This is a genomic window from Pseudomonas sp. PvP001 (assembly GCF_040546375.1).
Lineage (GTDB): Bacteria > Pseudomonadota > Gammaproteobacteria > Pseudomonadales > Pseudomonadaceae > Aquipseudomonas > Aquipseudomonas coleopterorum.
On sequence record NZ_JBEPNQ010000001.1, the window covers coordinates 2,413,654 to 2,433,268 of the forward strand.

A 19,615-nucleotide genomic window follows, 5' to 3' on the forward strand; every position below is an offset into this window, starting at 1 on the left:
TCACCATTTTCGCATCAGCGATTCACCCGCCCGGCTCAAGGCCATTGACCGTTCATCCACGCTGCACGTGGCGTGCAGCCCGAGCCTGGCAGGCTTTGTGCTACATCCGGCTTTCTTGCGACGCATCCACGGCGAGCATTCCTGGCGACATCTCTCGGATATTCCAGAAGCGACTTTTTTTGTCACATCAACCGGCGAAAAATGTCAGTCGCGGTCGTCTTGACGTCAATGAACTCACGCTGTTGAAGCGTTTTGCATACCTAAGAAATATCAATGTGACATTACACAATGGATTGTTTAGGATGGCGCCAAATAGGTCAATACATTGTCATAAAGTTCATTTTTGCGAATTTTAGACAATAGTTTGACGCCAATATTACAACATACAACACGTACCGAATGCCCGTCGCCTTCACTGACGATGTTCAGGCACCGTACCAAACGAATCGTCACCCCGGAGAGTCACCCACATGAGCAGTGTTGTTGCCATCGTCAAAAGCATTGTTGGCCAGGTATTCGCAGTGTCCCCGGAGGGGATTCGCCGGGTGCTTATCGAAGGGGATCGGCTGTTCGCCGGGGAGCAGGTCGTCACGGGTGAAGCCGGTGCCGTCACGTTGGCGCTGGCCGATGGCCGCACCATCGATCTGGGGCGCGACACTCAATGGAGTGCCAACACGCCCGACTCAATCGCCGATCTGAGCGCGGCCACGGCTCAGGCGGCCCCTTCGGTAGAAGAGTTGCAGCAGGCCATCGCGGCCGGCGCCGACCCTACCCAGGATCTGGAAGCCACGGCCGCAGGCCCGGGTGGCAACGACACGGGCGGTGAAGGCGGCGGTAGCCACAGCTTCGTACTGCTCAGCGAAACGGCAGGCGAAGTCGATCCGACCGTGGGCTACCCCACCGAAGGTCCTAACGCTGCAGCAGCGCAAAACACGCGCGAGATCGAGGGTGATACCAACCCGATCAATGCCGACACCGGCGATGACCCGGCCGTCCAGCGCACAGCCACACTGACCGTGACGGCAACGACCGCCATCACCGAAGCCGGCGGCGTGATCACCTACACCGCCACCGTGACCCAGGCACCTTCCGCCGACCTGACCGTCAACCTGTCCAATGGCCAATCGGTGATCATTCCCGCCGGCCAGACCACAGGCGCCGTCAACGTCACCGTGCCGGACACCAACACGCCCTACATCGATCCGTCGCAGATCTCCGCTACTGTCACCGGCACCACCGGCGGTGGCGATCTGGCGGTCACCACCGATCCGACCCCGGCCGTCACCCGTGTCGACGACACCATCGACGTCACCACCGTGACCTTGACCGTGGCCAACAACCCCGTCACCGAAGGCACGACGATCACCTACACCGCCGTGCTCACCAACCCGGCGCAGACGCCGGTGACCGTGACCTTGTCCAACGGCTCGACTATCACCATCCCGGCTGGTCAGTCGTCGGGGTCGGTCGACGTGGCCGCACCGGCCAACGACGTCTACAACAACCCGACCACCCTCAACACCACCATCACCGGCGCCACCGGTGGCAATTTCGAAAGCCTGGTGCCAAGCACAACGCCTGCGGTGGTCAACATCGTCGACTCGATCGACACGACGACCGTCGTGCTCACGGCGACCACTCCGGCCGGCGGCGCCGTCGAAAACGGCACCATCGTCTACACCGCTACCATTGGCGCACCTGTCACCGGTTCGCCAGTGGTTGTGACCCTGTCGAACAACCAGACCATCACCATTGGTGTAGGCGAAACCAGCGGCTCGGTTTCCTTCCCGCTGGGCAACGATGTCTACAACGGCGCTGATACCATCAGCACCGCGATCACCGGCGCAACCGGTGGCAACTACGAGCAGCTGACGCCGAACACCACACCGGTCGTGACGCCGGTTGGCGATAGCATCGACGTGACCAATGTCGTACTGACCGCTACCGTTCCAGCTGGCGGCGCCCTGGAAAACGGCACCATCCTCTACACGGCTACCGTTGGCGCACCTGTCACCGGCTCGCCGGTTGTCGTGACCCTGTCCAACAACCAGACCATTACCATCGCGGTCGGTGAAACCAGCGGTACCGTTTCCTACGCGTTGGGCAACGACGTCTACAACGGCGCCGCCACCGTCAGCACCGCAATCACCGGCGTAACCGGTGGCAACTACGAGCAACTGACCCCGAACACCACACCTGTGGTGACGCCAGTCGGCGATGTGATCGATGTCACCACCGTCAGCCTCACCGGTGCTGCGTCGGTAACCGAAGGTGATTCCGCGACCTACACGCTGACCCTGAGCAATCCGACCAATGTGGACACTCAGGTGACCCTGAATCTGAGCTACGGCGGCAGCGCTACACGTGCCGACTATCAGGGCACGGACACCATCACCGTGACCATCAAGGCGGGAGAAACCAGCGCCAACTTCCAGCTGCCCACCGTTGATGACGCTCTGGTCGAAGGCCGCGAGAACGTCGTGGTCGCCATCGCCAATCCAACCGGCACCAACTTCGAAAGCCTGGTGGTCAACCCACAGGCCGCCAGTGTCAACACCGTCATCATCGACAACGACGCACCCGTGGTCGGCGACAACGACGGCGTGCCAGGCAACAAACTGACCGGTACCGAAGACACCGTACTGGCACTGGACTGGGCGTCGTTCAACATTGAGCCGACCGCCAACCCCAACCTCGACCTGGGGATCAAGTTCACCAGCCTGCCGGCGAACGGCTCGCTGCAGTTCAACGACGGCTCGGGCTGGAGAGACCTGACCCAGGCCGATCTGGGCACCACCTTCAGCAAGGCTCAAATCGACGCAGGCACACTGCGCTTCGTCCCGGTGGCCGACGAGTCGGGCAGCGATGCCTACAACAACGGCGGTACAGGCGACCAGCGTAGCGATTACGCCAACTTCACCTTCACCCCGACGGTCGACGCGCTGGTGGGCAAGCCGGGCACCGTGGTCATCGACATCAAGCCGGTGGCCGACGTCCCCGTGCTGTCCGTGGCCCAGACGATCTCCGGCCTGATCAAGTACACCTACACCGACTTGCAAGGCCTTGGCAACAACGGCGAAGGTGCTGATCCGGCGTTGATCAAGTCCACTATCGAAGCCGCAGGCAGCCGTCCAGGCGTCGTCATCTCCGACGTCGGTGACTCGAACGTGGTGCAGGGCACCGGTACCAAAGTCACCGGCCTGATCTTCCTCGAAGCCGGCAAGACCTACACCTTCAGCGGCAAGGCCGATGACGGTCTGTTGATCAACGTTGGCGGCAAGGATCTGGATGGCGCGCACTGGGGCGCTGGCATCGACCCGACCTCGGGCGACTACACCGGCAGCATCACGCCGACCGAAACCGGCTACTACAGCATCGACCTGTATCACTACAACCAGAACGGCCCAGGCTTCTACAACCTGAACCTCTCGGTGGACCAGGGTCCAGCGACGTCGATCGGTACGAGCGGCGTGCCGCTCTACAGTGATATCAGCGAAGTCATCAACCAGGGCATCGATGTCGTCCCGCGCGTCGACGCCAACGGCGACGGCTACTACGCCGGCTACGAACTGAACCACGGTGCCGAAGACACCGCGATCCAGCTGAGCACCATCGCCGTGTCGTTCGGCGACACCCGCGACGGCTCCGAGCTGCACGTGCTGCAGATCAGCGGTATCCCGGTGGGCGCAGTGCTGCGTGATGGCGCCAACCACGTTTATGTGTCCGAGGCTGGCGGCACCGGCACGGCTGACATCACCGGCTGGAACCTGAGCACCCTGACCTTCACGCCACCGACCGATTTCAACGGCACCGTGGCGCTGACCGTTACCGCTACAGCCACCGAAAAAGCCGATCTGGCCAACCCGGCCTCGGTCAGCCAGCAGCTGAACATCATCGTCGACCCGGTCACCGACGTGACCAACGTGGTTCTCACCGCCGAAGTCCCAGCGGGCGGCGCGGTCGAGAACGGCACCATCGTCTACACCGCCACGGTCGATTCGCCGGTCACCGGCTCGCCAGTGGTCGTCAACCTGTCGAACACTCAGGTCATCACCATTCCCGTAGGTCAGACATCGGGCTCTGTGACCTACGTGATTGGCAACGACGTGTACAAAGGTGCCGATACCGTCAGCACCAGCATCACCGGCGTAAGCGGTGGCACCTACGAGCAACTGACTCCGAACACCACGCCGGTCGTGACCCCTGTCAGCGATGTGATCGATGTCACCACCATCAGCCTCACCGGCGCTGCGTCGGTGACCGAAGGTGAGTCGGCGACCTACACGCTGACCCTGAGCAATCCAACCAATGTCGACACCCAGGTCACCTTGAACCTGAGCTACGGCGGCACTGCGACACGTGCGGACTACGTAGGTCCGGACAGCAACAGCAACAGCATCACCGTGACCATTCCGAAGGGCCAGACCAGCGTCCAGTTCCAACTGCCCATCGTCGATGACGCCCTGGTCGAAGGCCGCGAGAACGTCGTGGTCACCATCGCCAATCCAACCGGCAGCAATTTCGAAAGCCTGGTGGTCAACCCTCAGGCCGCCAGCGTCAACACCGTCATCATCGACAACGATGCGCCGGTGGTGGGCGACAATGGTGGCGTGCCAGGCAACAAACTGACCGGCACCGAAGACACCGTACTGGCACTGGACTGGGCGTCGTTCAACATTGAGCCGACCGCCAACCCCAACCTCGACCTGGGGATCAAGTTCACCAGCCTGCCGGCGAACGGCTCGCTGCAGTTCAACGACGGCTCGGGCTGGAGAGACCTGACCCAGGCCGATCTGGGCACCACCTTCAGCAAGACTCAAATCGACGCAGGCACCCTGCGCTTCGTCCCGGTAGCCGACGAGTCGGGCAGCGATGCCTACCCGAACGCCGGTACCGGTGACCAGCGCAGCGATTACGCCAACTTCACTTTCACCCCGACCGTCGATGCTCTGGTGGGCAAGCCGGGCACCGTGGTCATCGACATCAAGCCGGTGGCTGACGTCCCCGTGCTGTCCGTGGCTCAGACTGTCTCCGGCCTGATCAAGTACACCTACACCGACCTGCAAGGCCTCGGCAACACCGGTGAAGGCGCCGATCCTGCGTTGATCAAGTCGACCATCGAAGCCGCCGGCAGCCGTCCGGGCGTGATCATCGCCGACGTCGGCGACACCAACATCGTCCAGGGCACCGCCACCAAAGTCACCGGCCTGATCTTCCTGGAAGCCGGCAAGACCTACACCTTCAGCGGCAAGGCCGACGATGGTCTGCTGATCAACGTCGGTGGCAAGGATCTGGGTACTGCCCATTGGGGTGCGGGCGTCGACCCGACTTCGGGTGACTTCAGCGGCAGCATCACGCCGTCCGAAACCGGCTACTACAGCCTGGACCTGTACCACCACAACCAGAACGGCCCAGGCTTCTACGACCTGAACCTGTCGGTCGACCAGGGTCCTGCGACCTCGATCGGTCAGAGCGGCGTGCCGCTCTACAGTGATATCAGCGAAGTCATCAATCAGGGCATCGATGTCGTCCCGAACGTCGACGCCAATGGCGACGGCTACTACGCCGGCTACGAACTGAACCACGGTGCCGAAGACACCGCGATCCAGCTGAGCACCATCGCCGTGTCGTTCGGCGACACCCGCGACGGCTCCGAACTGCACGTGCTGCAGATCAGCGGTATCCCGGCAGGCGCAGAGCTGCGTGATGGCGCTGGCCATAGCTACGTTTCCACAGCCGGTGGCACCGGCACGGCCGATATCACCACGTGGGATCTGAAAACCCTGACCATCACGCCGCCGACCGATTTCAACGGCACGCTGGCGCTGACCGTCACGGCCACCGCCACCGAGAGCGCTGACTCGGCCAACCCGGCTTCGGTCAGCCAGCAGCTGAACGTCATCGTCGACCCGGTTACCGACGTGACCAATGTCGTGCTCACGGCACAAACGCCACCAGGCGGCGTGCTGGAAAACGGCACCATCGTCTACACCGCGACCGTAAGCGAGACTGTCGCGGGTACGCCGGTTGTCGTCTTCCTGTCGAACAACCAGACCATCACGATTCCTGTGGGTCAGACGTCGGGCTCGGTGTCCTATGTCGTCGGTAACGACGTGTACAAGGGTGCCGACTCGATCTCCACTACGATCACTGGCGCCTCCGGTGGCAACTACGAGCAACTGACCCCGATTGCCACGCCAGTGGTGACCCCGGTCGGTGATAGCATCGACGTTACCACCATCGGACTGACCGGCGATGCATCGGCCACCGAAGGCCAATCGGCGACCTACACGCTGACCCTGAGCAATCCAACCAATGTCGACACCCAGGTCACCTTGAACCTGAGCTACGGCGGCACTGCGACACGTGTGGACTACGTAGGTCCGGACAGCAACAGCAACAGCATCACCGTGACCATTCCGAAGGGCCAGACCAGCGTCCAGTTCCAACTGCCCATCGTCGATGACGCTCTGGTCGAAGGTCGCGAGAACGTCGTGGTCACCATCGCCAATCCGACCGGCAGCAACTTCGAAAGCCTCGTGGTCAACCCGCAGGCCGCCAGTGTCAACACCGTCATCATCGACAACGATGCGCCGGTGGTAGGCGATAATGGCGACAACAAGGGCGTGGCCGGCAACAAGCTGAGCGGCACCGAAGACAATGCCGTGGCCTTGGACTGGGCTTCGTTCAACGTCCAGCCAACTGCCAACCCCAACCTCGACCTGGGGATCAAGTTCACCAGCCTGCCGGCGAACGGCTCGCTGCAGTTCAACGACGGCTCGGGCTGGAGAGACCTGACCCAGGCCGATCTGGGCACCACCTTCAGCAAGACTCAAATCGACGCAGGCACCCTGCGCTTCGTCCCGGTAGCCGACGAGTCGGGCAGCGATGCCTACCCGAACGCCGGTACCGGTGACCAGCACAGCGACTACGCCAGCTTCACCTTCACCCCAACAGTCGACGCGCTGGTGGGCAAGCCTGGCACCGTCACCATCGACATCAAGCCGGTAGCCGACGCCCCGATCCTCAGCCTGACGCCGGACTACGTCGTCCCGACCGGCCTGATCAAGTACACCTACACCGACCTGCAAGGCCTGGGTGACACCGGTGAAGGCGCCGATCCTGCGTTGATCAAGTCGACCATCGAAGCCGCCGGGAGCCGTCCGGGCGTGGTCATCGCCGACGTCGGCGACACCAACATCGTCCAGGGCACCGCCACCAAAGTCACCGGCCTGATCTTCCTCGAAGCCGGCAAGACCTACACCTTCAGCGGCAAGGCCGACGACGGTCTGCTGATCAACGTCGGTGGCAAGGATTTGGGCACTGCCCATTGGGGCGCGGGCGTCGACCCGACTTCGGGTGACTTCAGCGGCAGCATCACGCCGTCCGAAACCGGCTACTACAGCCTGGACCTGTACCACCACAACCAGAACGGCCCAGGCTTCTATGACCTGAACCTGTCGGTCGACCAGGGTCCTGCGACCTCGATCGGTGCGAGCGGCGTGCCGCTGTACACCGACATTGCCGATCTGGTGAACCAGGGCATCAACGTCACTCCACACGTCGACGGCAACGGCGATGGTTACTACGCCGGCTACGAACTGAACCACGGTGCCGAAAACACCGCGATCCAGCTGAGCACCATCAACGTCACCTTCGGCGACACGCGTGATGGCTCCGAGCAGCACCTGCTGCAGATCAGCGGTATCCCAGAGGGCGCGGTACTGCGCGATGGTGCCAACCACAGCTATGTCTCTGCCGCCGGTGGCACCGGCACGGCCGATATCACCACGTGGGATCTGAAGACCCTGACCATCACCCCGCCGGCCGACTTCACCGGCACGCTGGCCCTGACCGTCAAGGCCACCGCTACTGAAAGTGCGGACCAAGCCAACCCGGCGTCGGTCAGCCAGCAGCTCAACGTCATCGTCGATGCAGTGAACGAAGCGCCAGTGGTAGCCATGGACCAGCAAATGGTCTTCAACGAAGGCTCGGCAGAATCGATCAACCTGGTATCGGGCCTGATCATCAGCGACAAGGACAACACCGCGGGCGATCAACTGCAAAGCGCGAAGATCGTCATCCACAACACCATGGCCGGCGACATCCTGACCTCGGCCTTCGAGGCCGGTAAAGGCACCACCACTCAGGGCATCGGCTACAAGGTCGATGGTGTCGCCAGCGATGGCACCATGACCATCACCCTGGAAGGGATGGCGAGCCGCGCTGCCTACCAGGAGTTGATCAGCTCGATCCAGTTCAAGGCCACCGGTGAGCATCCGGAAAGCACCATGCGCCAGGTCTCGGTCGAAGTGACCGACACCGGCGTGCAGGGCAATGGCGTGAACGGTGCATCCTCGGTCGTGGCCAACAGCACCATGGCGGTCAAGCCAGCCGTCGTCGTGACCTTGTCCGCCGAGCCAGAGGCAGTCGAAGGCGGTGTGATCAAGTACACCGCCACCCTGACCGACCTGCACGGCAATGCCGTCAACGCTCAGGACACCATTCGGGTCGACATCGGCAACGGCGCGAGCATCAGCATCGCCAAGGGCGCCTCGGCAAGCTCGACCACTGTCGATGCGCCAGCGGACGACGTGTACAAGGACGCCGATTCGGTCAGCCGTACCATCCAGAACGTGAGCGGTGGCGGCAACGTCACGCTGATGCCGGGCACCACGCCGGTCAATGTCCTGGTCAACGACACCATCGACGCTACCAAGGTCAGCTTGAGCGCCACATCGGCCGTCAACGACGGCGGCGTCATCACCTACACCGCCACCCTCGACCACGCGGCCGACAAGGCCGTGAAGCTGCTGCTGTCGAACGGCCAGACCATCGACATCGCGGCCAAGGCCACCCAAGGCTCCGTCAACTACACGGTGGCCAACGATGCCTCGCGCGCCGGCATCATCACGGTTGCCGTGGCCGGTATCGCCAACGCCGCCAATGGCAAGCCGATCGATGGCAACTTCGAAAAACTGCTGTACCAGGATGCATCGGCCAGCACCACCGTGACCGGTCCACAGACCACCATCGGTATCACCGGTGCCGAGCGGATCATCGAAGGCCAGTCGGCCGTCTACACCCTGACCCTCAGCCATGAGACCAAGAGCCCGGTCACCGTCACCCTGAGCTATTCGGGCAAGGCGGCCAATGGTGCCGACTTCCAGGGCCAGACCACCGTGGTCATCAACGCCGACAAGTCGTCTGCGACCTTCCCCATCAGCGCCCTGAGCGATCAGTTGCGTGAGGGAACCGAACAGCTGGTCGTCACCATCGACTCGGTCACCGGTGGCAACTTCCAGAGCCTGACGCCAGACCCGGCCCACGCCAGTGTTGCCATCAACATCATCGACAACACCCTGGTGGCCGACACCGCCACGGTCGATGAAGGCGCCACCCTGAACGGCAACGTGCTGACCAATGATCGCGACGGTGACAACAGCCTGACCGTGGCCAAGTTCACCGTCGGCGGCACCAGCTATGCCATGGACGCCAGCGGCCATGCCACGGCTCAGGTCTTCGCCGCAGTCGACAAGCCATCGGTAGCCGTCGGCAATCTGACCATCGCTGCCGATGGCAGCTACACCTACACGCCGGCCAAGGGTTACGAGCACTGGAGCGGCACCGTGCCAACGGTCAGCTACACCACCAATACCGGTGCGGTCAGTACCCTGGACATCACCGTGGCGCCAGTCAGCGATACGCCGCTGCTGAACGTTGCCAACCCAACTTCGTGGACACTGTCCGGCGACGCCAACACCGTCACCAGCGGCCAGGTCAGCCAGTTGGGCGAAGCGTGGAAGACCCACAACGCCAACAACTACATTGAGGTCAACCCGTACAGCGTCTACAACGGCACCTCCAGCAGCACCAAGGTGATCGAGCTGGAAAGCAACGTGGGCGACGCCAGCGACCTCTACACTGTCGTGGCCAACGCCAAGGCCGGTTCGCTGTACACCCTGGACTTCGACTACTCGCCACGCAAAGGGCATGAAGGCGATTCCGACATCAAGGTCATGTGGGGCGACAAGGTGGTCGCCGTGATCAACGGCACCACCGTTGGCATGGTGCACTACAGCCTGCAATTGCCGGTGGACAGCACCGCCAGCAAGACCTTGACCTTCGCTTCGGTGGACAAGAACTCGTTCGGCGGCTTGCTGGACAACATCACGCTGTCCACCACCGGCAACACCGGTGTGGCTGGCAAGGCGATCGCGCTGTCCGAGATCACTTCGCAGCTGGTCGACCGTGACGGTTCCGAAACCCTGACCACGACCATTTCCAACATCCAGGCCGGTGCCACTCTCAGTGACGGCACCCACAGCTTCACGGCCAGCAGCACTGCACAGGTCGCGGACGTCAGCGACTGGAACCTGTCCACCCTGACCCTGACCACCGCGGCCAATGCGCCTGCCGGTGACATCAACCTGAAGGTCAACGCCAGCGCCAAGGACGGTACCGCCGTCGCTGCAGCGGCTGCTGAACAGACCCTGACCGTGCACGTGGTGGAGGCCAAACAGAGCTACAGCGCAATCACCGGCAACGCCGGCACCGAGACGCTGGACGGCACCACCGGCCGCGACATCATTGTCGGCGATGTGACGCCGACCCAGACGCAGAACGGCGCCAGCTACAACATCGCCTACATCCTGGATCGCTCCGGCAGCATGAAGGACACCCTGGCCAGCGCGAAGGATTCGGTCGCGAACGCGGTTCAGCAGCTCTCGCAGAACCTGGGGGGCGGCACCGTCAAGGTGACCATCGTCGACTTCGGTACCGACGCGCAGCAAGGCACTACGCTGACGCTCAAGACGAACATGTCGTTGGACGAGATTAAAAAAGATCTTGGCCTCAATGCGATCACCGCCAATGGTGGTACCAACTACGAATCCGCGTTCTACAAGGCCGCGACCTGGTTCAACGGGACCGAAGCCACCAGCAACACCGGTGCCGTGAAGCTCAGCTACCTGATCACCGACGGCGAACCCACCTACTACCTGGACACGGCCGGTAATCGTCAAGGCGATGGTCGCACCACCAACAGCGCCGTCGTCGAGGGTTCTGCCGAAGGATTCGCAGCCCTGGCCAAAGTATCGACCGTGGAGGCGATCGGGGTTGGTAACAACTCCAACAGCGCCACCGTGGCCACCTTGCAGAAGTTCGACAGCGATGGCGAAGTGCAGACCAAGATCGATGTCAGCAATATCGCTGCCGCACTGAAGAACAGCATCATCACCGCCGGTGGCGACACCATCAACGGCGGCGAAGGCCACGACATCCTGTTCGGCGACACCATCTCGTTCACCAAGGCGGGCGTGACCACCGAGGGTACGGCAGCCCTGACGCGAGTACGTGAAATCGGTCACCAACGCAAGCTCCGTCACCTCCGAGCAGGTACACGACTACATCACCAAGCACGCCAGCGATTTCAACGTCGGGCCTGCCAGCTCCGAGGGCCAGGCCGGTCTGTTCACCGTCGCCAAGGGGGGCAACGACTTCCTCAACGGCGGTGATGGCGACGACATCATCTACGGCCAGCGTGGCGACGACACCCTGCGTGGCGGTGCCGGCAACGACGTGCTCTTCGGTGGTGCCGGCAAGGATACGTTCGTGTGGAAAAGCGGTGACGTGGGTACCGACACCATCAAGGACTTCAGCCATGCCGAGGGCGACAAACTGGACCTGTCCGACCTGTTGCCATCGGATGCCGAAACCAACCTGGCGAACTACCTGAAGCTGAGCACCGACACGGCTGGCAACTCTATCCTGCAGATCAGCACCAAAGGTGGCATGACGTCGGCTGCGGCCACCGTCACGCCGGATGTCACCATCAAGGTCGACAATGCGCACTGGGGCAGCGGTACCGATGCCATCAAGTCGCTGATCTCCGGTGGCGACCTGCTGGTCAAGCACCACGATTGATGCCATCGGCGGCCGGCCTCCACGGGTCGGCTGCCGTCAGCATCCACAGGGTCGCAATCCGTGTAATCTCTGCCGAGGCTGCCCTGCAGTCTCGGCAGGTTTTTTTCGATGGGAGTGCTTCGATGTTCTACGTACAACGCGATCGACAAGGTGCATTGATCCGTGTGGAGGCGGCGCCCTATGCCGAAGCCACGGAAACCCTGCCGGCCGATCACCACGAGATCCAGGCGTGGTACGCCAACGATGTGGTCGAAACCAGCCTGAAACAGCTCAAGCAGAGCGATCTGGACATGATCCGGGTACTCGACGACCTGATCCAGGTACTGACCAGCAAAGGCATCATTCGGGTAACCGACCTGCCAGCGGCGGCCCAGGCCAAGCTCAAGGATCGTTCCAGCGCACGGGTAGCGCTCGGTGGTCTGAATCAGCTGATCAACGACGACGAAACCGGCCTGATCTGAAGCCTTCGTCCCTCTTCAGCACCGCGCCTGCAAAGGCACGGTCCGAAGCTGAACGAAGGCCTGCGCGGCAGACCTAGCCTGCCTGCCAGGGCTGTGGCTCACCCACGAGCTGACCCTGTACGCCGGCAATCCCCATCTCGCGAATCACCTGCAACTCCCCTTCCGTTTCGACCCGCTCGGCAATCAGCGGCAAGTCGATGCTGTGCGCCGCCCGCTGAATGGCCTCGATGAACAGCCGTTTGTGGCTTTCCTGATCGATGGCGCGAATGTAGCTGCCGTCGATCTTCAGGTAGCCAAGGCCCAGATGGGCGAGGTTGCCGATCATGCTGAAACGCCCACCGAAGCGCTGCAGGCTCAGGCTGTAGCCCAGGCTGCGCAGACGTCGCGTGAACTGCTCCAGCACGCTCTGCTCGGGGATCTGCTCCTCGCCGATTTCCAGGATCAGACGCGGGCCCAGGGACGGGTACTGCGCGAGTCTTTCGAACAGCGCTTCCAACGCCTGCGGATCATTCAAGGTCGCCGCGGACAGGTTCAAGGCGAGCGTGGCATCGTGCTTGCGCAAATGCTCCAGCACCAGCTCCAGCATCAGCCGATCCAGCCGCGCCGACCAGCCGAAGCGCTCCAGCCACGGCAGGAACCGTCCCGCAGCTACGGCCTCGCCCGTCTCGTCGATCAGCCGTGAAAGCACCTTGTGGTGAAGCACCTGCCCGGTGTCCGCGCTATTCACCACCGGTTGGAAGTACAGCTGGAACCGGCGCTGGCTCAGAGCGTCATCAAGCAAGGTATGCCAGGCGTGGTGATCATTCTCCACCGTCGCCAGCGCCCGGTGCTCCAGACACACCCAGCAACTGTCCCCTGGCCCCTCGGCTTGCGCCAGGGCTTCGTCCGCCAGCTTGAGCAAGGCGTGCGGGTCATCACCCGGGGTGTACGGTGCCAGCCCCAGATGGGCCACTGGCAGCAGATCGGTGGCGCCGGTCTGGGCCAGGCTGCGCAGGTTCGCATCGAGCGCCTGTGCGAGCTGCTGGGCCTCCTCGCGCACCATGCCCGGTGCCAGTATGGAAAACTCGCCACCACGGCTGCGGGTGATCAGGTTCTGCGTCTCAGGGTAACCCGCACAGGTCCTAACCAACTGTTGACTCACCGCCTGCAGCAACTGGTCGGTCCGCTGCCCACCCAGACGTTGGTTGAGGCCTGCCAGATCGTTGATACGCAACAGCACCAGATACCCGGCGCTGGCCTCTTCCAGATTGCTGACGCGGGTGTGCAATTGCATCTCGAAGTAGCGTCGGTTGGCCAGTCCCGTCAGGCTGTCCTGGTACGACTCGATCCGCAGCCTCTCGCTGCGCACGGTTTGCTCGTGAAACAGCGCCTTGAGCTTTTCCACCATCTGGTTCATGGCCTGTACCACGCGTCGCAACTCGGGGGTGCGCGGCAGATCGGGCAGGCTGAGGAACTCCCTGCGAGCAATGGCGTGCGACTGCTCGACCATGTAGTCCAGCGGTTTGAGCTGGCGACGCAGCAGCAGTGCGCCGAGTGCAGCACTCACCGCGCCGCACAGCAGCAACCAGCCCAGACTGCCCAATGCGCCCTGCCACAGCTTGGCCACAGCGAACATGGGGTGGCTCACCACCTCCACCCGAGCCGCCTGCTCCCAGCCACGGCTGACGATTGCGTCACCACCCGCCGGGGCCAGATTGATCATCTTCACGAACCAGGCCGGTACACCACTGCCATCCGGCTCGGCGGCTCGCTCGACGATGACGCTGTCATCCGCCAGATTGACCACACGAATGCTGGCGTAATAACCGCTGTCGAAGATCGAGCTGACCATCAGCTCGACCATCGCCGGGTCATCGATGTTGGGCGTGAGCGACAACGCCAGCGCCGTAGCCGCATCCTGGGCGTGCGAACGCAGCTGATTGACGTACTGAGTGCGCGAGCTCTCAAGGCTGACCATGAAGCTGCCAGTGAAAGCCACCACCAGAAACAGGCATATCGCGATCAACAGCTGTTTGAACAGAGACATCGTTGCTCCACTTAATGATCCGGGCTTTCCGGAAAGCCTTCTGCGGCCATTTTCTTCAGCACGTCCTGCCAACGCGACAGGCGCTTGGTATCCCCTACCTTCCTGTTGCCACCGGCGCCGGTGAGCCACAATCCTTCACCGTTGAAGGCGTACACCGGCAGCAGGTCCTGACGCTGGCTGGCAGGCAGAATAGGGTCCATCAGGCTGTCCAGTACCAGTGGCATGGCAGTCGGTGTGGCGTAATAGGTGAGCACCATATGCGCCCGGTTCTGTCGCAGGGCCTTGACGTAGGTAATGCGCAACTTGTCGGCAGCGACGCCCAGATGACGCAGACTGAAATACTTGGCGATCGCATAGTCCTCGCAGTCGCCAGCGCCCTTGAGCAGCGACTGCACTGGCGTTGCCCAGTAATCCACCTCATGCCACAGATCGAGGTCTTCCCGATACCGCAGCTGATGATTGAAGAACTGGTTCACCACTTCCAACTGCTCGCTTTCGCTCAGTGGCTTTTGCGTGGCCAGCAATCGTTGCCATGCATCGATACGCTGCGCACCCTCACCCAAGGGCCCATACAAGCTCTCGGCACGGCGACTGATCTGATTGAAATCCCAATCGGCACGAAGCCCACCCAGCAAGGTACCCGCCAGGGCCAAGGCAATCGCAAGACAGCGCACCGTCTGTAGGTACTTCAACCGTGTAACCAACGTGTTCGATCCGCCGGGGACGCATTGCAGCCCACCATGGTGCGGGGGCGCTGAATAAAAAACAATGGCACGATGAAATCACTTTCGCGAGGTTCTGGGCAGTCTTTTCGTCGCCACAACGCCGCACTTCGTCTGGCTGTCGGCATCCCGGGTGGTTATTCAAAAGCACCGCCTTTCAATGTGTAACTGGTTGCGTCAGGATGTCGCAAAATAACAGAGGCTGTTTGGCGTGACTGAAAAAACCACTGTGCTGGCCAGCATTCTGGGCAGTGAACAGGTGCCTGCGCATCTGGCGCGCTCGGTGATCGAAGAAAAAGTTCGTGCAGCGATCTACGATGGACGCCTGCCCTGCGGCATGGCCATCCGGCAGCAGGAACTGGCGACACTGTTCGGCGTCAGCCGTATGCCGGTGCGCGAAGCCTTGCGTCAGCTTGAGGCACAGGGTCTGTTGAAGGTCGTGCATCACAAAGGCGCTGTGGTCGCTCCACTGGTCAATCATGACTCAGTGGAAACCTATGCCTTGCGCATGCTGCTGGAATGCGAGGCCTTGCGCCTGTCGATTCCTTTTCTGGAGGAATCCGACTTTGGCTATGCCCAGGACTGTATCGAACGCCTGGAGCTAACTGGCGACTACGTCGAGATCAGTCAACTCAACCGCGCTTTCCACTACGCGCTGTACAAACGCGCCGACAATCGTCGACTGTTGCAGTTGGTAGACGAGGGACTGATTGAAGAGGAACGCTTCCTGCGCTTCAACCTGGAAGCCATGGGTTTGCGCAAATTGGCACAGGATGACCATCGACAGCTGCTCGAAGCTGCTCGGCAACGTGATATCCCTCTTGCAACCCAGTTGCTGCGAGAGCATCTGCAGCGCGGCGTCGATGCCATTACCCGCTACCTGGCGAATGCCCAACGGTAGGATCAGCAAGGCTGAAAAGCAAAAACCCCTGTCTGCGTCAGCAGACAGGGGTTTTCTTATTCAATCTTGACGATGACCTACTCTCACATGGGGAAACCCCACACTACCATCGGCGATGCATCGTTTCACTACTGAGTTCGGGATGGGATCAGGTGGTTCCAATGCTCTATGGTCGTCAAGAAATTCCGTGTGCCGGGCTGGCGTGGCCAGCCTCAGCGAAATATTGGGACTTCTACTTATAGACAAAACCCCTACCTGCTCGCGCAGATAGGGGTTTCGGAATTGAATCTTGACGATGACCTACTCTCACATGGGGAAACCCCACACTACCATCGGCGATGCATCGTTTCACTGCTGAGTTCGGGATGGGATCAGGTGGTTCCAATGCTCTATGGTCGTCAAGAAATTCTGTAGCCGGGATGCCCTTTGGGAGGCACTCCAGCGAATCGGGTATGTGATATTTGTGGGTTGTCCTGCTGCGAACTTTCGGTTCGTGTCATCTCCACAGTCACCGCAATCTGGTCTTCGACGCAAATTGCTTGGGTGTTATATGGTCAAGCCTCACGGGCAATTAGTATGGGTTAGCTCAACGCCTCACAGCGCTTACACACCCCACCTATCAACGTCGTAGTCTTCGACGGCCCTTCAGGGAACTCAAGGTTCCAGTGAGATCTCATCTTGAGGCAAGTTTCCCGCTTAGATGCTTTCAGCGGTTATCTTTTCCGAACATAGCTACCCGGCAATGCCACTGGCGTGACAACCGGAACACCAGAGGTTCGTCCACTCCGGTCCTCTCGTACTAGGAGCAGCCCCTCTCAAATCTCAAACGTCCACGGCAGATAGGGACCGAACTGTCTCACGACGTTCTAAACCCAGCTCGCGTACCACTTTAAATGGCGAACAGCCATACCCTTGGGACCGGCTTCAGCCCCAGGATGTGATGAGCCGACATCGAGGTGCCAAACACCGCCGTCGATATGAACTCTTGGGCGGTATCAGCCTGTTATCCCCGGAGTACCTTTTATCCGTTGAGCGATGGCCCTTCCATACAGAACCACCGGATCACTAAGACCTACTTTCGTACCTGCTCGACGTGTCTGTCTCGCAGTCAAGCGCGCTTTTGCCTTTATACTCTACGACCGATTTCCGACCGGTCTGAGCGCACCTTCGTACTCCTCCGTTACTCTTTAGGAGGAGACCGCCCCAGTCAAACTACCCACCATACACTGTCCTCGATCCGGATGACGGACCTGAGTTAGAACCTCAAAGTTGCCAGGGTGGTATTTCAAGGATGGCTCCACGCAGACTGGCGTCCACGCTTCAAAGCCTCCCACCTATCCTACACAAGCAAATTCAAAGTCCAGTGCAAAGCTATAGTAAAGGTTCACGGGGTCTTTCCGTCTAGCCGCGGATACACTGCATCTTCACAGCGATTTCAATTTCACTGAGTCTCGGGTGGAGACAGCGCCGCCATCGTTACGCCATTCGTGCAGGTCGGAACTTACCCGACAAGGAATTTCGCTACCTTAGGACCGTTATAGTTACGGCCGCCGTTTACCGGGGCTTCGATCAAGAGCTTCGCTTGCGCTAACCCCATCAATTAACCTTCCGGCACCGGGCAGGCGTCACACCCTATACGTCCACTTTCGTGTTTGCAGAGTGCTGTGTTTTTAATAAACAGTCGCAGCGGCCTGGTATCTTCGACCGGCATGAGCTTACGGAGCAAGTCCTTCACCCTCACCGGCGCACCTTCTCCCGAAGTTACGGTGCCATTTTGCCTAGTTCCTTCACCCGAGTTCTCTCAAGCGCCTTGGGTATTCTCTACCCAACCACCTGTGTCGGTTTGGGGTACGGTTCCTGGTTACCTGAAGCTTAGAAGCTTTTCTTGGAAGCATGGCATCAACCACTTCGTCGTCTAAAAGACAACTCGTCATCAGCTCTCGGCCTTGAAATCCCGGATTTACCTAAGATCCCAGCCTACCACCTTAAACTTGGACAACCAACGCCAAGCTGGCCTAGCCTTCTCCGTCCCTCCATCGCAATAACCAGAAGTACAGGAATATTAACCTGTTTTCCATCGACTACGCTTTTCAGCCTCGCCTTAGGGACCGACTAACCCTGCGTCGATTAACGTTGCGCAGGAAACCTTGGTCTTTCGGCGTGGGTGTTTTTCACACCCATTGTCGTTACTCATGTCAGCATTCGCACTTCTGATACCTCCAGCAAGCTTCTCAACTCACCTTCACAGGCTTACAGAACGCTCCTCTACCGCATCATCAAAAGATGATACCCGTAGCTTCGGTACCTGGTTTGAGCCCCGTTACATCTTCCGCGCAGGCCGACTCGACTAGTGAGCTATTACGCTTTCTTTAAAGGGTGGCTGCTTCTAAGCCAACCTCCTAGCTGTCTAAGCCTTCCCACATCGTTTCCCACTTAACCAGGATTTTGGGACCTTAGCTGACGGTCTGGGTTGTTTCCCTTTTCACGACGGACGTTAGCACCCGCCGTGTGTCTCCCATGCTCGGCACTTGTAGGTATTCGGAGTTTGCATCGGTTTGGTAAGTCGGGATGACCCCCTAGCCGAAACAGTGCTCTACCCCCTACAGTGATACATGAGGCGCTACCTAAATAGCTTTCGAGGAGAACCAGCTATCTCCGAGCTTGATTAGCCTTTCACTCCGATCCACAGGTCATCCGCTAACTTTTCAACGGTAGTCGGTTCGGTCCTCCAGTCAGTGTTACCTAACCTTCAACCTGCCCATGGATAGATCGCCCGGTTTCGGGTCTATACCCAGCGACTAAACGCCCTATTAAGACTCGCTTTCGCTACGCCTCCCCTATTCGGTTAAGCTCGCCACTGAATATAAGTCGCTGACCCATTATACAAAAGGTACGCAGTCACAGAACAACGTCTGCTCCCACTGCTTGTACGCATACGGTTTCAGGATCTATTTCACTCCCCTCTCCGGGGTTCTTTTCGCCTTTCCCTCACGGTACTAGTTCACTATCGGTCAGTCAGTAGTATTTAGCCTTGGAGGATGGTCCCCCCATATTCAGACAAGGTTTCTCGTGCCCCGTCCTACTCGATTTCATTGACAAGAGATTTTCGCGTACAGGGCTATCACCCACTATGGCCGCACTTTCCAGAGCGTTCCGCTAATCTCAAACCAACTTAAGGGCTGGTCCCCGTTCGCTCGCCACTACTAAGGGAATCTCGGTTGATTTCTTTTCCTCAGGGTACTTAGATGTTTCAGTTCCCCTGGTTCGCCTCGCATGCCTATGTATTCAGCATGAGATAACTGTCTTATGACAGCTGGGTTCCCCCATTCAGACATCTCCGGATCACAGTCTGTTTGCCGACTCCCCGAAGCTTTTCGCAGGCTACCACGTCTTTCATCGCCTCTGACTGCCAAGGCATCCACCGTATGCGCTTCTTCACTTGACCATATAACCCCAAGCAATCTGGTTATACTGTGAAGACGACATTCGCCGAAAATTCGCATTTACTCAAAGAGCAACTCACAAATTTTACCTTAGCCTGAACCTACACCAGTGAAAGTGTCTGTCCAGTCTATCTTTC

Annotated in this window: 6 protein-coding genes and 3 rRNA genes; 4 read left to right on the top strand and 5 right to left on the bottom strand. The window is 60.2% G+C overall.

Annotation, left to right across the window (positions count from 1 at the left end; genetic code table 11):
- Positions 1–470: 470 nt before the first annotated feature.
- From ABMD26_RS10980 to ABMD26_RS10990, 3 genes are all read left to right on the top strand, one after another.
- A complete protein-coding gene (locus ABMD26_RS10980) occupies positions 471–11,516 on the top strand; it encodes a retention module-containing protein (protein WP_354309490.1) in 11,046 nt (3,681 codons plus the stop codon).
- Positions 11,470–11,925, top strand: a complete 456-nt coding sequence (locus ABMD26_RS10985) for a type I secretion C-terminal target domain-containing protein (protein WP_354311824.1) — start codon at positions 11,470–11,472, stop codon at positions 11,923–11,925. The genes ABMD26_RS10980 and ABMD26_RS10985 overlap by 47 nt, the downstream gene beginning before the upstream one ends.
- Before the next feature lie 122 nt (positions 11,926–12,047).
- Positions 12,048–12,386, top strand: a complete 339-nt coding sequence (locus tag ABMD26_RS10990) for a hypothetical protein (protein ID WP_049858986.1) — start codon at positions 12,048–12,050, stop codon at positions 12,384–12,386.
- 73 nt (positions 12,387–12,459) lie between these two features.
- Here ABMD26_RS10990 and lapD read toward each other — a convergent pair whose 3' ends face one another.
- Together lapD and lapG are read right to left on the bottom strand one after the other, a co-directional pair.
- Entirely contained in the window at positions 12,460–14,412 is a 1,953-nt protein-coding gene (lapD, locus tag ABMD26_RS10995) for a cyclic di-GMP receptor LapD (protein ID WP_320522771.1), read from the bottom strand.
- Positions 14,413–14,423: 11 nt separating this feature from the next.
- Positions 14,424–15,104 carry a cysteine protease LapG gene (gene lapG / locus ABMD26_RS11000; protein WP_236690448.1) on the bottom strand — a complete coding sequence of 227 codons (681 nt, stop codon included), beginning with the start codon at positions 15,102–15,104 and terminating at the stop codon, positions 14,424–14,426.
- 241 nt (positions 15,105–15,345) lie between these two features.
- On the opposite strand from lapG, the gene ABMD26_RS11005 reads away from it, so the two are divergent.
- A complete protein-coding gene (locus ABMD26_RS11005) occupies positions 15,346–16,035 on the top strand; it encodes a GntR family transcriptional regulator (RefSeq protein WP_354309493.1) in 690 nt (229 codons plus the stop codon).
- A 64-nt stretch (positions 16,036–16,099) separates the two neighbouring features.
- On the opposite strand, the gene rrf (ABMD26_RS11010) is transcribed toward ABMD26_RS11005, so the two are convergent.
- The 3 genes from rrf (ABMD26_RS11010) to ABMD26_RS11020 form a co-directional block, all read right to left on the bottom strand.
- Positions 16,100–16,215, bottom strand: a 5S ribosomal RNA gene (gene rrf, locus ABMD26_RS11010).
- A 107-nt stretch (positions 16,216–16,322) separates the two neighbouring features.
- Positions 16,323–16,438 (bottom strand): 5S ribosomal RNA (gene rrf / locus ABMD26_RS11015).
- A 147-nt stretch (positions 16,439–16,585) separates the two neighbouring features.
- A 23S ribosomal RNA gene (locus tag ABMD26_RS11020) occupies positions 16,586–19,480 on the bottom strand.
- Positions 19,481–19,615: the final 135 nt, after the last annotated feature.